Genomic DNA, 14997 nt, shown 5'->3' with positions numbered 1-14997 from the left:
ACATGAAAATACTCCATATAATTAATGACTTGTCTAATAATGGGGGAGCTCAACGCTTTCTGGTTGACCTCGTTGTTAAACACAAACCACATTACGAAATAAAAATACTGGTTCTAAATGAAGATAATGATTTCGAAGCACAGTTAAAAGAGAACGGTGTTAGCTTTTATTACTGGCCATCACTTTCACTAAAAGAGAAATGGAATATCTTACGTTGGCCTGACTTAATTCATAGTCATTTATTCCCTTCGATATATATCGCTTTATTAGCTATCGGGAAAAAGCGGGTACAAACAGAACACAATACGACGAATAGGCGAAGGGATTACCCTGCCTTGAAGTTTATGGAATATCTTATGTACCAAAGGCACGAGAAAACGATCTGTATAACCAATAAAGTTAAGGAGGAATTAATCAGATTTCTTCCTAGATATAAACAACGATATGACGTTATCTATAACGGTGTAGACTTAAATCGTTTTTCTAGAAAAGCCAAATTATATAAAAATACTAAACCGGACAGTCCTATTAATATCGGTATGGCAGGAAGACTTCATGGATATAAAGATCACCCGACTCTCATACGGGCGCTAGCGAAACTGCCAGAATACTACCATCTTCATTTAGCTGGTGATGGTGAAAAAAAACAAGAGCTTCAAACTTTGGCGGCGCAATTGAATTGTGATCACCGAGTTCACTGGCATGGTGTTATCTCTGATGTACCCACTTTTTTATCTAATCTGGATGTGTATGTTCAATCTTCAATCATTGAAGGCTTTGGACTTGCAGCCGTAGAAGCGATGGCAGAAGGACTACCCGTCTTGGGCTCAGATGTTCCAGGGTTAGATGAAGTTATCGGTAATGACGCATATTTATTTGAACTAGGAAACGAGCAAGAATTAGCCGATAAAATTGAGTTAATCTGCAACAACCAATCCCACTATGAAATGGCCACCCGCTATTTTGTAGAACGTTGTAAATCTTTTACTCTGGAGCAATTCAGAGATAGTTACTACAAAGCTTATGATGAACTCTATGCCAGTAAGTAATCGCATCTCTTTGCTGGCAGCAATTGCCTTAGCACTATTCTTTGTACCGGTAAAAATTCAAGCCGGAGGCATAGCATTAGCGCCTAGCGACATCGTGAGCCTTCTCTCGCTTGGATTGAGCGCTCTTGTTGTTCTCGAGAGTAAAGCACGCAAGTTGTTCCATCCGTGCATTGGCTTCGTGTTGTTGTTTACTGGCTATGTGTTTATCAGCGGCGTGCTCAATCGTGTGCCGCTTTTGCCTTTAGTGACAGAAACCGTTCAATGGGTTGCGATTCTTAGTTTACTCGGTATTTTGTATGCATACGGTGCGTTTGATGATGACCGAATCATGGTGTATTTATCTTACGCTCTGTTTGTCATCTGTTCTCTGGTAGCTGTATGGCACTTCTCTCAGGGGTACCAAAACGGCTTTAAGCTTCTTGGCGTGAGTAAATATGCTTTCGGAGTGCTCTGTTCGATACTTTATCTTTATCGAGACAAGATCCGTGCTTATCCAGTATTAATGCTCATCGCGTTGGTTTTACTAGTGTTATCACAAGAACGAAAAGCACTACTTGGCTTCTGCTTACTGTTCTTATTAGACCATCTCTACGTCAAACACTTGATAAAGCAAACGTTCAATGAAACCTACACCTGGGCTATTGTGTTCGTGTTCTCTTTGATGATTTTAGCCGCGGTTTCCACCACACTCTATGTCGGTTTTGATACGTTGGCTGACCAGTTAGAAATTACCCAAGCTGACATTTTATTCGCTAATCAAAGTGAAGCAAGATGGGTATCGAATCTGCACCGAAAACTGCTACTCGCCAATGGTATCGATATCCTGCTGCAGCACCCTATTCTAGGCGTCGGAGCCAAAATGTTACCCAACTTCATGCTCAGTTATTTTAACTATGATGAATTGGCTATTTATACTCATAACTTCGTTCTTGATACTGCGATCGAATATGGTTTACTCGGTATTACGATCTTATTCGGCGGGTACTTCTTATTTATGAGAGATTGTTTTCGCAGCCTAAACGAAAACAGGAAAAGCCTTTTACTAGCGGTCTACGCACTTATTATGGTGTTCTTCGTCGCCGTCAATACCACCATTATTTTAATACTCTTACTGCCAATAATGATCAGCATTAAACGAACTCATGTAACCCACAGCATCATTGTACAAAAACGATACCAACAGCAGTGATATTAATAAATCAAGGATTCGATAAATGAAATATTCAATCGCTCGACAATTTGAAAAAAACCGAGAACTTCGGGCCGACAATTTTGTATTGGTGTATCAAATGGGCAAAGTCGGTTCTTCTTCCATTGAACACACTTTAGGGGAACGTAATATACCGAGTTACCATATTCACACCTTTGATGATCATGAAGAGTTTCATATGTATCACAATAAAAAAGATGTGAGTAAATTCTTCGACTTTAAAAATCGTGCTATTTACCGTCTTGTTCTCAACCAGAGAAAACGTATTTTACAAAAGCGTAAACAGATAAAAATAATAACGTTAGTGCGCGATCCTATCGCTACAGTCTTCTCTCGTTTTTTTCAGGATCTTCACTTCCAATTTATTGAAGGTAAAAAAAATGAAGCCATTCATAACGATTTAGAAGTCACCTACAAACATCTTGAACACTGCTTCGATAACTACATCAACCTGAATTACTTTGCAGACTGGTTCGATAACGAACTAAAACGTAACTTTACTATTGATGTCATGCGTCAAGAAGTCGATAACACGCTTCCCTTCTTCACGTTTAGTAATGAGCAGGCGGAGGTCATTTTAATTAAATGCGAGAAGCTTAGCTCGTTGAATAAAGAAATTGGTGAGTTTCTCAACTTAGATAATTTTGTCCTCAAGAACAGCAATGAGGCAAAAAATAAATGGTACTCCCATATTTATCAATACTTTAAACAGCATTACGACTTTTCCAAATTATTTTACATGTATGATTTGCCGCTCTACCGACATGTATATTCAGACCAGGAGCGAGAAGCCTTTAAAGCAAAATGGCAGCAAACCCCGGGAACAAAGTCATGATGAAAAAAGTACTTCATATCACAGAGTCCTTTGGTGGTGGCGTTCAAACTGCGCTGTATAGCTACGTCCACTCTTCTCGTCGTGAACCGTACAGCCATTTTCTCGTAGCAAGAGCGCGCCAAAATGATTTGACCAATGACAGTAATGACAACGTTTTTGTTAAATCGCGTTGGGTAAAAGGTGGTTTGCTGCAATTTATGCGAGACGCAAACCAGACAATTGCCGAAGTCAAACCAGATATTGTGCACTTGCACTCGAGCAAAGCAGGCTTCTTAGGGCGCTTTTTAAAACTCAACAACGCTCGTTTAGTCTATACACCTCACTGCTATGCATTTGAACGAGAGGATATTTCCGGCTTAGCTCAACAACTCTACAAAGCGTTAGAAAAAGTGAGGTTAAATAAGATCGATGTGGTCGCCGGCTGCAGTCAGCGTGAGTGTGACTTAGCGATCAGCATCGGGGCTAAGCGTGCAGAGCTACTCAATAACTATGTCTCCTATAAAACTGAGGAGCGCGAAGGTAGACAGGAAAACGCCACATTGAAGGTCGTGGTACTTGGCCGAGTTGCGCCTCAGAAAGACCCTCTGTTCCTGATTAGCACCCTTTCACACCTCGATCTGGTTGGGCTAAATCGTCAGTTGGAAATCAAATGGATAGGCGGCGGTGACAGAGACCTTGAGCAGCGTTTAAAAGATGCCGGAGTACAGGTGACAGGCATGCTACCGCGTGATGAAGTTGTTAAACAATTGAAGGCGTCAGATATCTATCTGCATACCGCAGCCTGGGAAGGAATGCCTTTAACGATCCTCGAAGCGGCGAAATTGCACCTTCCGATGGTTATCCGTTCGATTGGTGCGACTAAAGATCTGAATTATCCGTTCTTAGCACAAACACCAGAAGATATGGCCAAACATATGGCTCACTGTATCAATCATTATAGTGAAATTGATTTTTGCCGATACACGACCGAATTGAATGAAACGTTTAGCGAAGAAAAGCAGCGTCTCGCTCTGAACAACATCTACAGCTAGAGAAAATACATGTTTCAAGCCATTCAACAAAAATTGCAGTCCAAATCTCAAGGACAAAACAGCCTGATCTCTCTAGGCTTAAAAGCCGCAATAACCAAAGTACTGGGTGCCCTGTTTGTCTTTCTACTCACTATGTCCGTTTCTCGCACTACGGATGCATCTGTAGCAGGACAGTTTTTCTTTCTCTTTAATCTGGTTTCACTTACCGCCATTATTTCACAAATGGGTTTTGACGTGACGTTAGTGAGATACAACGCGATCGCGTTTAATAATGCCGATACTCAGCAACAAAGTGATAATTACCGAACTGCACTCTCGCGTAGCCTAACATTTTGCTGCTTAGCGAGCGTAGTGCTATTTGCCGGATTTTATCTCTTTCCCGACCAAGTGAATCAGACTAACTCTCCGCTCATGGCAATCACGCTCGCACTATTCTGTGTCCCTTTTCTGGTTCTCGCACAGACAAATAGCCGAGTCTTACAAGCGAGTAAAAAAGTCGTATCGTCCCTGTTTGCACTCCAATTAGGTGTAAGTTTGCTGATGGTGATTTTTATTTTTGCGGTAGATACTTTAGGCAAGCAAAGCATCAACTATTTGATGGCTGCCCTATTACTGGCAACCAGCATTGTCGCCACATCATCAACCATCAACTGGCGTCGTTCAGGTCAATATACCAAGCCTTCTACCGCACCTAACTTAAATCTGGTCGCTTCTGCGAGGCAAGTCTGGATAGGGAGTATATTCAACAACATCCTTCAGTGGGGAAGTTTAGTGATTGCAGGTTTTTTCATTTCGGCTTCCGAGATGGGCCTATTAGGCGCGGCTCAGCGAACGTCGCTACTGATTGGTTTTGTTCTCATTACGATTAATTTCATCGTTGCTCCGATGTTTGCCTCTCTTTACAAAGAAGGTGAGATGAATAAACTGCGCAACTTAAGCAGAATGGCTTGCCGACTGAATATCGCTGCGGCCCTAATTCCAGTATTAATCTGCATGCTATTTCCTACATTTGTGATGGCGCTTTTTGGCGAAGAGTATGTTTCCGCTGCGCCGCTTTTGGTTGCGCTCTCTCTCGGCCAATTGATTAATGTGGCAACGGGTTCTGTAGGATACTTGTTGCTAATGAGCGGCCATGAACGAACCATGAAATACATCACTATCTGTTCTGGAACGATTTCCATTTTGCTGTTGATAATGCTGTGTCAAAGCCATGGCGTCATAGGTGCAGCCTGGGCGATGGCAACCGGTATGGCGATTCAAAATCTTGCCGCTCTTTACTTCGTTAAACGTTATTTAGGTTTCTTTCCGGTAGGCTAACTATGTCATCTAAGATTGCACGCATTAGTTTTGTTCTCGTTTCACTTCTGACTGTCAGTCTCTCTATATGGAAGAGTTCCGAAATAAACCATACCGCCTATGTATCGATGGAGAACTATGTCGGCGGCTCGACAACGCTTCATTTTACCTTCAGTTTGATGATTGGCTTTTTTGCCGTTTTTACGTTTCCTAAAGCTGCTCAACCCAACCAAACCGACGCTTTTGGGATTCGATTACTGATCTGCTTACTGCTAGTCATTTCAGCTGATGAATTTAGTCAGTTGTTTATAGCCAATCGCACATTTAGCTTCAATGACTTAAATACCAATTGGACTGGTATGCTGCTTGGCTACTTTGCGGCCAAAATACTTAAGGTAGTTCGTCAGCATTAGTTCTTTAAATAACCATCCCTCTAGTGAACCAAACATTTCAGGGTTATTTGGAGTTATAATCTAGCCCAATAACCTTGAGAAACGAGTTCACCATGTCATCCCATCCAACAACGATCACTTTCTTTGAATTTCTGACTCCGTTGATTACATCGGGTAAAAAGACCATCACGATTCGCGATGAATCAGAAAGTCATTACGTACCCAATACCGAAGTAGAAGTATTTACCTTAGAAACGAATCGTAAAGTCTGCAATATCAAGATCTTGTCTGTAGAACCTCTGAGTTTCGATAACATCAATGAGTTTCATGCGGAACAAGAAGCCATTGAACTGCCGAAATTAAAGCAACTAATCCGCGAAATTTATCCAGACACTGAAACCCTTTTTGTTATCGAATATGAACTGATCAAAAACAACTAGACGACTGGTCTAATTTAAAATAAAGTACGCTACATGAACGCAAAAACTAACGACACACGCCAACATATTCTCGACGTCGGGTACGAACTTATCGTAACCCGAGGGTTTACCAGTGTTGGACTTTCAGAGCTCCTAAAAACGGCCGCGGTGCCGAAAGGCTCGTTTTATCATTACTTCAAATCTAAAGAGCAGTTTGGTGAAGCCTTGATCCAGGATTACTTTCATAAGTATTTTGATGGATTGAATAAACGCTTTGCGAATAAAGATCTGAATGGCTATCAACGTCTAATGAGCTACTTTGAAGAGTTAGTGAAAGTAGATCAAAATGTGTGTAATGCGAACAAATGTCTGTTAGTGAAACTTAGTGCTGAAGTCTCTGATCTTTCCGAGCCGATGCGTATTGCACTGCGTCGTGGAGCCGATAAAACCATTCAAGCCATCGCGGAATGCATTGAGATTGGAATCCAAGATGGTTCTATTGCAGATGGTAATAGCGCTTTATTAGCAAGGCAACTCTACTATCTTTGGAATGGCGCAAGTTTACTTAACAAACTGTATCAAGATCAGGCAGCACTAACAGAGAGCCTGACCTATACTCAACATATCCTGCAAAACACACGAACTTTATCTTAAGTGAAAGTGAAAACCGCAAGATAGTTACGCTACAAGTGTCCGATTAAGAATCACTTCATTTGTGACACAAAAATCCTTCCCGCCCAGATAGCGGGATATTTTTAAACAAAAAACTAGACGACCGGTCTAATTTAAGGTGAGAAATAACATGACAAACGCATTCAACCGTAGAATCGTACTTGCATCACGTCCATACGGTGCACCAACAGCTGAAAACTTTAGGCTCGAAGAAGTAGCAAAACCAGTCCCACAAGACGGTGAAATGTTGTTAAGAACCGTTTACTTATCACTAGATCCCTACATGCGTGGTCGTATGAGCGACGCTAAATCTTACGCAGAGCCAGTAGCGATTGACGACGTAATGGTTGCAGGCACCGTGTGTCAGGTAGAAGTATCAAACCACCCAGATTACGAAGCAGGCGAATGGGTACTCGCTTACACCGTTGGCTGGCAAGATTACGCGATTTCAGCCGGCGAAATGGTCATTAAACTGGGTAAAGCACCACAAAACCCATCCTATGCACTGGGTGTTGCTGGCATGCCTGGTTTTACGGCTTATATGGGCTTACTTGATATCGGTCAGCCAAAAACAGGAGAGACCATCGTCGTTGCGTCAGCTACTGGACCTGTAGGTTCAACGGTGGGTCAAATTGGTAAGATTAAAGGCTGCCGCGTTGTTGGTATTGCAGGTGGTGAAGAGAAGTGTCGCTACGCAAAAGAAGTGCTTGGCTTCGATGAGTGTATTGATCATAAAGCGGATGATTTCGCACAACAGTTACAAAATGCGTGTGGCAATGGCATCGATGTTTACTTCGAAAACGTAGGTGGCAAGGTATTTGACGCAGTACTTCCGCTGCTAAATACAAACGCCCGTATTCCTGTGTGTGGTTTGATTTCTCAATACAATGCGACTGGGCTTCCACAGGGTACTGACCACTTACCACTACTAATGGGAAACATTCTGACAAAGAGAATGAAAGTTCAGGGGTTCATCATTTTTGATGACTATGGACACCGTTACGATGAATTCGCGCAAGACATGAACCAATGGTTAGCGGAAGGAAAGATCCAATACCGTGAACAACTCGTTCAGGGATTGGAGAACGCACCAGAAGCGTTTATGGGTCTGTTAGAAGGCAAAAATTTCGGCAAACTTGTTGTACAGGTAAACGATCCTCTATAACGCAAAGAGACATTCCTTAAATCGGATAAGCCCTTTGGTAGAACAAAATACCAGAGGGCTTTATATTTCCTTCCATAGAATTGAAGTACTTAAGAGGATGAGAAATCAACAAATTTTAAGTAGTACTTGTCTGATTTCATCGAGTTCTGGAGCATAGTCACCGACTATCAATTCAATAAGTACAATCAGCTTTTCACCGAATTAATTCCGTCATAATCTTCCCTACAGGTTCTGAGATTAAGACAAATAAAAAGAGGCACATTACGTACCTCTTAATTTAGAAGGAAATCAATATGAGTAGCTTCGACTTTTTTAAACTCTTTGATACTAGAGAATTATTTATCTACTACTAATTTTTAGCCACTGCTTTAATCAATACAGAGGTATCCATACGCCCCAAACCATCACGTTGCAGGTCTGCGTATTGCTCGTCAACCATTTTAGTCAAAGGAAGCTCTAGTCCGACACGCTTTGCCTCATCCAGGCAGAAACCAAGGTCTTTGCGCATCCAGTCAATTGCAAAGCCGAAATCAAACTTATCTTGCGCCATGGTCGTGGCACGATTTTCCATTTGCCATGACCCAGCGGCACCATGCTTCAGCGTTTCGACGACTTGTTCAATATCTAAACCTGACTTTTTGGCCAGTAATAACGCCTCACTCAGACCTTGTAAAACACCGGCAATACAAATCTGATTGACCATTTTACAACGCTGACCCTGCCCGTTCTCTCCCAGTAACGTAATCTGTTTCGCGTATACATCCATCACAGGCGCAACCTGTTCAAATACACTCGAATCACCGCCACACATGATCGTCAAGACACCATTTTCCGCGCCCGCCTGACCGCCGGAAACAGGGGCGTCAATAAAGTGATTTCCGACCTTGGTACAAGCGTCTGCCAGTTCAACAGCCAAATCTGCAGAAGTCGTAGTGTGATCAACCAGAACCGCACCTGCTTTCAGACCAACAAGAAGTCCTTCTTCTCCATACACAACACTGCGGACATCATCATCATTGCCTACACAGGTGAAAACAATATCGCATCCTTCAGCCGCTTCAGCGGGAGTTTCACAGGCAACACCGTTATATTCTGCGGCCCATTTATCCGCCTTCGCCTTTGTGCGGTTGTATACTTTCGTTTCATAGCCCGCTTTACTTAAATAGCCTGCCATTGGGTAGCCCATTACACCCAAACCAATAAATGCTACACGTAGTTTTTCCATTGCCTGCTCCCCTAATCAACTGAATTGTGACGTTTTGTAACATGCTACTAAAGATTCCTACTCATTACTCGTGATTTATTCTGTATCCTGCCTGGTTAAATTCACGAGAAATAAAATGCGGGCTATGTCACAATGTCCCTCTCACTCAACAACCCTGTAAAGTAATGAATTACCAAGCTGCTATTTTCGACATGGACGGTTTACTGCTGGACACCGAACGAGTCTGTATGCGTGTATTCCAAGAAGCCTGTGACGTGCAAGAACTTCCGTTTTATAAAGAGGTTTATCTGTCCATCATTGGACGCAATGCGGTGGGTATCGAAGCTATTTTCCGTAAAGCTTATGGAAATGATCTGGATCGCTTACATCAAGAATGGCGTACTCGCTACAACGCGGTAGTAAAGCATCAGGCTATTCCGATAAAAGACGGGGTTGTCGAGCTATTGGAGTGGATGAAAGGGCAAAACGTACCTACCGCTGTAGCCACATCAACAGCGAAAGATGTCGCCAAGATTAAGCTCGAATTGGCAGGGTTGAGTAAATATTTCGATAACGTCACGACTGGCTGTGAGGTAAGCAATGGCAAACCTGACCCAGAAATCTACCTGCTCGCGGCCAACCGTTTAAATGTTGATCCAACAAAATGCTTAGCGTTTGAAGATTCAAATAACGGTGTAAAAGCCGCCGTAGCCGCTCAAATGTCGACATATCAAATTCCGGATTTGGTTGAGCCATGTGACGAAGTCCGTCAGTTTGGTCACTCAATCGTCCCTTCACTGCACGATGTATTGAAAGAATTAAAAAGATAGCGTTAACACTCAGTCATTTAAATAAGCTCAGCCTCGTGGTTGAGCTTTTTCATTTTTAGCCTAATTCCAATTTGCCTGCTATTTTTTATCTGTCTCTTGTTCTGTACGTTAGTAACGCACAAGGCATGTGATCATTCAAAGAGATAAACGAGTATAAATTTGCAACAAAGTGTCAACGTACTGCTCACAGCACAGTTTCTCAGGAGTAACCCGTTGATAATAGGAACTATTGGTTCATAAGAAACCAGTCAGCCAAAAATATAAAATGGAGAGTGTTAAATGAAGTTACGTTTATTAGCAGCAACCTTCGCCCTTATCGGAATGAGCTTCGGTGCACAAGCCAGTACTGAGTGTGAGGTTTCAATCGATGCCAACGATATGATGCAATTTTCAGAAAAAACGTTGAGTGTTCCAGCTACATGTAGCGAAGTAACGTTGACTCTTAACCACACTGGGAAAATGCCAGCACAGTCTATGGGTCATAACGTCGTGATCGCTGATACTGCAAACATTCAGGCAATCGGAACCGATGGTATGTCTGCCGGAGCAGAAAACAACTACGTAAAACCAGAAGATGACCGAGTGTATGCGCACACCGATGTGGTTGGTGGTGGCGAAAGTACCACGATCACCTTTAGCACCGAGAAAATGACCGCGGGCGGTGACTACTCATTCTTCTGCTCGTTCCCAGGTCATTGGGCTATCATGCAAGGTAAGTTCGAATTCAAATAAACAAGAAGAGCGTTACTTCAGTTGAATAAGTAAAAGGGATGCAATAATAGCTTCCCTTTTACTTTGAATGTTCAGTCACTTAGTTCATGATTACTCGGTAAGGAAACCGCCTGTCTGATGTTTCCACAATCCGGCATAAATCCCGTCTAGTTTCAGCAACTCCTGATGAGATCCTTGCTCAATAACCTGACCATCGTCCATCACAATCAAACGGTCCATCGCTGCGATAGTAGAAAGACGGTGTGCTATTGCAATAACGGTTTTTCCTTCCATCAACACTTCGAGGTTTTCCTGAATTGCTGATTCAACTTCAGAATCCAATGCTGACGTCGCTTCATCCATTATCAAAATAGGCGCATTTTTAAGCAGAACACGGGCGATAGCAACACGTTGGCGTTGACCACCAGACAGTTTGACACCGCGCTCTCCCACTTCTACGTCGTAACCGACATTGCCTTGCTCGTCTTTGAGCGTTTGAATAAAGTCGTGCGCATGTGCTTTCTCAGCTGCTGCAATCACATCTTCCATTGAGGCATCTGGATCGCCATATAAGATGTTTTCTTTGATAGAGCGATGCAGCAATGACGTGTCCTGAGTGATCATGCCGATATGTTGACGCAATGACTCTTGTTCTACCTGAGAAATGTCCTGTCCGTCGATGCTGATTTTACCTGAATTCACATCGTAGAAACGCAGCAATAAGTTAACCAGCGTTGACTTACCTGCACCAGATCGACCAACAATACCAACTTTCTCACCCGGTTTAATCGCCAGATTTAGGTTCTCGAATACGGCTTTTTCTTCGCTGTAGTTAAAGCCCACCTTATCGAAACAGATTTCACCTTGCTGAATTTGCAATGGTTTTGCATTCGGTACATCTTTCACTTCAACATCGTTAGAAATGGTGCTGATACCATCCACAACGGTACCAATATTCTCAAATAGAGCACTCACTTCCCACATGATCCATTTCGACATCCCTTGCACACGCAAAGCAATACTGATCCCGATGGCAATCGCGCCAATCGTAACCGCCGCATCCAGCCACAGATAAACGGAAATCACGCCAATAGACAGTAACAACAGATAGTTGATTGCATCGACACTGAACAGCAAGCAAGTCACCATTCGCATTTGGCGGTAAACAGTAACCAAAAACTGCTTCATGCTGCTTTCTGCGTATTCCAATTCGCGCTGAGAATGGGCAAACAACTTCACTGTTGAGATGTTAGTGTACGAATCAACAATACGTCCGGTCATGACTGAGCGTGCATCTGCCTGATCCGTCGCAACTCGCTTCATTTTTGGAATAAAGTAGAGCTGAATTAACACATACAGAGCCAACCAAATAACGATAGGCAACATTAATAAGCCGTCAGCCTCACCCATCATCCATATCATCGAAAGAAAATAGACGCTGATGTAGACTAAAACATCCAGAAGCTTCATTACGGTTTCTCGAACCGCCAACGCACTTTGCATGACTTTGGTTGCAACACGTCCAGCAAAATCGCGCTGGAAAAATCCAACCGCTTGTTTCAGTAAGTAACGGTGAATAAGCCAGCGAATCGACATTGGGTAGTTACCCAACAGCGTTTGATGCATCACCATCGAATGCACAAAACCTAATGCTGGCATAACGACGACCACCAGGAAGAGCATCATCAACATCTGATCGCCCTGATCTTGCCAGAAAGTGGCACGATCCTGGTTAGACAATATATCGACTAGCTCACCCATGTAGCGCAACAGGGTGACTTCAGTGATCGCAATCAGCGCACTAAACACCGCCATGATAATAAGCGGCACTTCAAATCCACGAGTATAAAAACGACAAAAGCCAAACAATGTCTTGGGTGGCTTTTCGGTCTCATTCAGAGGAAAAGGTTGGGTAAGTTTTTCAAACCAATTAAACATAACAACTACTTCAGTTACATCGATCAAATTTGCAGACGTTTTACTATCTTTTGAAGCAAAAGTCAGTAAAATACGCAAACAATAGATTAAATGATAATAATTACAATTAAGTTTTTTGTTTGAAATAATTGTCGGGAATGTATTAATGACAAATCATAACTATCTCGCCATCGCTGTTCGTAAAGCGTTGGTTTGTGCTATCGCGCCAGCTGCAGTGGTATCGTTTATGGCACACGCACAACAAGATGATTTAACTGAGATGGAAACCATCACAGTCACAGCACAAGCACTTAAAGTCGAAACACCAGCCAAAGAAACACCACGCAGCGTTTCTATTATCTCTGAAGATGAACTGCGCGTTCGTGCACCACAAAAGCTAGATGAAGCGTTACGCTATACATCAGGTGTCACATCTCAACCTTATGGCGCTGATAACGACACAGATTGGTTTAAAGTACGTGGCTTCGATGCCGCAACTTATTTGAACGGCAACCGTTTGTTCCGTGACGGCTACTACACCTGGCTCGTTGAACCATACGGTTTGGAAAGCGTTGAAGTCGTAAAAGGCCCATCAGCTATACTATTCGGTGAATCGGCACCAGGTGGCGTAGTAAACGCCGTTCAGAAAAAGCCAACGTTCACACCACAAGGTGAAGTAAAGGTTGAAGTCGGCAACAACAATCATCAGTCAATAGGCTTTGACATTGCTGACGAAGCTAATGATTCAGGTACGATGCGTTACCGCTTGGTTGGCTTGATGACCAGTCAGGATGGTGAATTGGACGATACAGAAAATGAACGTTTCTACATCGCTCCGAGCCTGGAAATCGATGTTTCAGATCGTACCATGTTGACCCTGATGGCGACCTATCTAAAGGATGATGGTGTGCCAACTAACCCATTCTTCCCAGCTACAGGTACACTAGTCGACGCGGAATACGGCAAGATCGATCCATCAACTAACTTAGGTGAGCCAGATTACGACAAGTATGAACGTACTCAAATCTCACTTGGTTACTTGCTTGAACATGATATAAACGACACTTGGACATTCTCGCAGAACGCAAACTACGGTTCTAACGAGCTCTTCCTACGTAGCGTATACAGCATGCCATCTCCAGGCTGGGATTTAAACGACGACTCGCTTTACTATCGTGGAATTGTATTCCGTGACGGCAAAAACCAAAGTTTCACCTTCGACAACAATGCGGTTGGTAACTGGATGACGGACAATGCCGAGCACACGGTGTTGGTCGGTGTTGATCTGCAATATCACAACACGAAAGGTGACGAACAAGACAACTATTCATTCGGTACCGTAAACCCATTTAATCCAAGCTACGGAAACTACACACCACTGGACTCCGCGGACAACATCAAGCGTGAGATCGACAAGTATCAGGCCAGTGTGTACTCACAATACCAACTCAAATTCCACGAACAATGGATTGGTAATGTTGGCGCCCGTTACGATTGGGTGAAAACAGAAAACAGTGGTAAAGGTGCAAGCGTCGATCAGAGTGAGTCTCGCGATGATAGCGAACTGTCTCTGAGCGCTGGCCTAATGTACCTTGCAGACAACGGGCTTTCTCCATACGCCAACTACTCTCAATCATTTGAAGTGATCAGCACCATCGACACAGCAACCGGTAAGCTCTACAAACCACTTGAGGGTGAGCAAGTTGAAGTGGGTGTGAAATATGAACCAAGCTTTATGGATGGCTTCGTTAACATAGCATGGTTCGATATCACGCAGAAAAATGCACTGGTAACTAACCCATCAACTTGGGTGGCAACTCAGACTGGTGAAGTGACATCAACTGGTGTCGAAGTTGAAGGTACTGCTCAGTTAACCGAAGACCTTAAACTGATGGCAAGTTACACCTACACTAAAGCGGAAACTGACGAGACTTACGGCAAGGGAACTCAACAAGCAGGCCTTATTCCAAAACACCAGGCATCGGCATGGTTGGATTATAGCGCATATAGCTTAATCCCAGGCCTGAACGTTGGAACAGGTGTTCGTTACGTGGGTGAATCTAAAGACAACCCGGCGAGTTCAGATCTGACAGTACCATCCGTAACGCTATGGGATGCATCCGTAACATATGACATCACATCACAATGGCAGGCACAGCTAAATGTGAACAACATCTTAGACAAAGAGTTTATCTCTGGCTGCGATTACTACTGTTACTTCGGTCAGTCTCGCTCTGTGATGCTAAACGCTAACTACCGCTGGTAA

14 protein-coding genes are annotated in these 14997 nt (G+C 43.1%); 12 read left to right on the top strand and 2 right to left on the bottom strand.

Annotated features, from left to right (window positions below; genetic code table 11):
• The first annotated feature begins 2 nt into the window (after nt 1–2).
• The 9 genes from ACWYU8_RS18475 to ACWYU8_RS18435 all read left to right on the top strand — a co-directional run bounded on the left by ACWYU8_RS18475 (nt 3) and on the right by ACWYU8_RS18435 (nt 8069).
• Nucleotides 3–1049: a glycosyltransferase gene (locus ACWYU8_RS18475; RefSeq protein WP_457521195.1), complete on the top strand. Its 1047-nt coding sequence runs from the start codon at nt 3–5 to the stop codon at nt 1047–1049.
• Nucleotides 1027–2238 carry an O-antigen ligase family protein gene (locus tag ACWYU8_RS18470; protein ID WP_457521216.1) on the top strand — a complete coding sequence of 404 codons (1212 nt, stop codon included), beginning with the start codon at nt 1027–1029 and terminating at the stop codon, nt 2236–2238. Before ACWYU8_RS18475 ends, ACWYU8_RS18470 begins: the two co-directional genes overlap by 23 nt.
• A gap of 25 nt (nt 2239–2263) precedes the next feature.
• Nucleotides 2264–3094: a putative capsular polysaccharide synthesis family protein gene (locus ACWYU8_RS18465; RefSeq protein WP_457521194.1), complete on the top strand. Its 831-nt coding sequence runs from the start codon at nt 2264–2266 to the stop codon at nt 3092–3094.
• Nucleotides 3094–4125, top strand: coding sequence for a glycosyltransferase (locus tag ACWYU8_RS18460; RefSeq protein ID WP_457521215.1), 1032 nt, complete (start codon nt 3094–3096; stop codon nt 4123–4125). The genes ACWYU8_RS18465 and ACWYU8_RS18460 overlap by 1 nt, the downstream gene beginning before the upstream one ends.
• Before the next feature lie 9 nt (nt 4126–4134).
• Nucleotides 4135–5442 (top strand): oligosaccharide flippase family protein, encoded by a 1308-nt coding sequence (locus tag ACWYU8_RS18455; RefSeq protein ID WP_457521193.1) that lies wholly within the window; start codon nt 4135–4137, stop codon nt 5440–5442.
• 2 nt (nt 5443–5444) lie between these two features.
• Entirely contained in the window at nt 5445–5834 is a 390-nt protein-coding gene (locus ACWYU8_RS18450; RefSeq protein WP_457521192.1) for a VanZ family protein, read from the top strand.
• Between the two features lie 92 nt (nt 5835–5926).
• Nucleotides 5927–6253 carry a N(4)-acetylcytidine aminohydrolase gene (gene yqfB, locus ACWYU8_RS18445; protein WP_457521191.1) on the top strand — a complete coding sequence of 109 codons (327 nt, stop codon included), beginning with the start codon at nt 5927–5929 and terminating at the stop codon, nt 6251–6253.
• Nucleotides 6254–6286: 33 nt separating this feature from the next.
• A complete protein-coding gene (locus ACWYU8_RS18440; protein ID WP_457521190.1) occupies nt 6287–6886 on the top strand; it encodes a TetR/AcrR family transcriptional regulator in 600 nt (199 codons plus the stop codon).
• A 148-nt stretch (nt 6887–7034) separates the two neighbouring features.
• The gene (locus ACWYU8_RS18435; protein ID WP_457521189.1) at nt 7035–8069 is read left to right on the top strand and encodes an NADP-dependent oxidoreductase; all 1035 of its coding nucleotides are present in this window, start codon (nt 7035–7037) and stop codon (nt 8067–8069) included.
• Between the two features lie 349 nt (nt 8070–8418).
• Here the strand turns inward: ACWYU8_RS18435 and ACWYU8_RS18430 are convergent, their stop codons facing one another.
• Complete coding sequence (locus ACWYU8_RS18430; protein WP_457521188.1) at nt 8419–9294, bottom strand: NAD(P)-dependent oxidoreductase; 876 nt, start codon at nt 9292–9294, stop codon at nt 8419–8421.
• A gap of 164 nt (nt 9295–9458) precedes the next feature.
• On the opposite strand from ACWYU8_RS18430, the gene ACWYU8_RS18425 reads away from it, so the two are divergent.
• The gene (locus tag ACWYU8_RS18425) at nt 9459–10103 is read left to right on the top strand and encodes an HAD family hydrolase (protein ID WP_457521187.1); all 645 of its coding nucleotides are present in this window, start codon (nt 9459–9461) and stop codon (nt 10101–10103) included.
• Between the two features lie 279 nt (nt 10104–10382).
• Entirely contained in the window at nt 10383–10835 is a 453-nt protein-coding gene (gene azu, locus ACWYU8_RS18420; protein ID WP_457521186.1) for an azurin, read from the top strand.
• A 90-nt stretch (nt 10836–10925) separates the two neighbouring features.
• Here azu and ACWYU8_RS18415 read toward each other — a convergent pair whose 3' ends face one another.
• Nucleotides 10926–12752: an ABC transporter ATP-binding protein gene (locus ACWYU8_RS18415; RefSeq protein ID WP_457521185.1), complete on the bottom strand. Its 1827-nt coding sequence runs from the start codon at nt 12750–12752 to the stop codon at nt 10926–10928.
• Between the two features lie 145 nt (nt 12753–12897).
• Between ACWYU8_RS18415 and ACWYU8_RS18410 the strand changes: the two genes are divergently transcribed.
• Nucleotides 12898–14997 carry a TonB-dependent siderophore receptor gene (locus ACWYU8_RS18410; protein ID WP_457521184.1) on the top strand — a complete coding sequence of 700 codons (2100 nt, stop codon included), beginning with the start codon at nt 12898–12900 and terminating at the stop codon, nt 14995–14997.

Source organism: Vibrio limimangrovi, from assembly GCF_054064025.1.
The sequence above is the reverse complement of the archived record's forward strand: the minus strand, read 5'-3'. Positions and strand labels throughout refer to the sequence as shown.